Here is a 643-nt window from a genome sequence, read left to right on the forward strand (position 1 = left end):
CCCCGTAGTTTACCGCGTCATCCGCGTCTACGTTAAAAAATGGCGGTTGCAAAATCGCAGCCGGAAACACAATTTCGTTCATGGTTGAACTGTAGTATGCATTTACCGTTTGCGGTGTCATGCCCCACTCATCACGATTTACAGGTTGCCCTAAACGATTAACCATTCGCTGATATTCACACTCGCTGCTACGGCGCAAATTACCAATCAAATCGTTCGCCTCAATCGTTAAACAGTCATAATCACGCCACACATCGGGGTAACCAATTTTGGTATTAAACTTGGCTAATTTGGCTTGCGCTTTCACTTTCGTTTCTGCACTCATCCACGCCAGCTCGTCGATGGCTTCTTTAAAAGCCACCCGCAGATTTTCGATCATCACATCCATACGAGCTTTCGCTTCAGGTTTAAAATGGCGCGCAACATATTCTTTGCCCACCATAAAACCTAAATTACTATCTACCACATTAACGGCTAACTTTTCACGGCTACGTTGTTCTTGTTGGCCACTTAGGGTTTTGCCATAAAACTCGAAACTTGCCTTGGCAAATGGCTCGCTTAAATTGGCGGCATTAGCACGTAATAAGTGGAATTTTAAATAGGTTTGCCAGTGTGCAACCGGGATATCGGCCTGTAATTTGGC

The 643-nt window shown here is 44.9% G+C and carries 1 protein-coding gene; it reads right to left on the minus strand.

What is annotated here, in order from left to right; all coding sequences use genetic code 11:
* Nucleotides 1-643: M13-type metalloendopeptidase (locus ACFFGH_RS34420; protein WP_386677481.1), on the minus strand; the 643-nt coding region annotated here is incomplete at both ends.

The organism is Lysobacter korlensis, assembly GCF_042434515.1.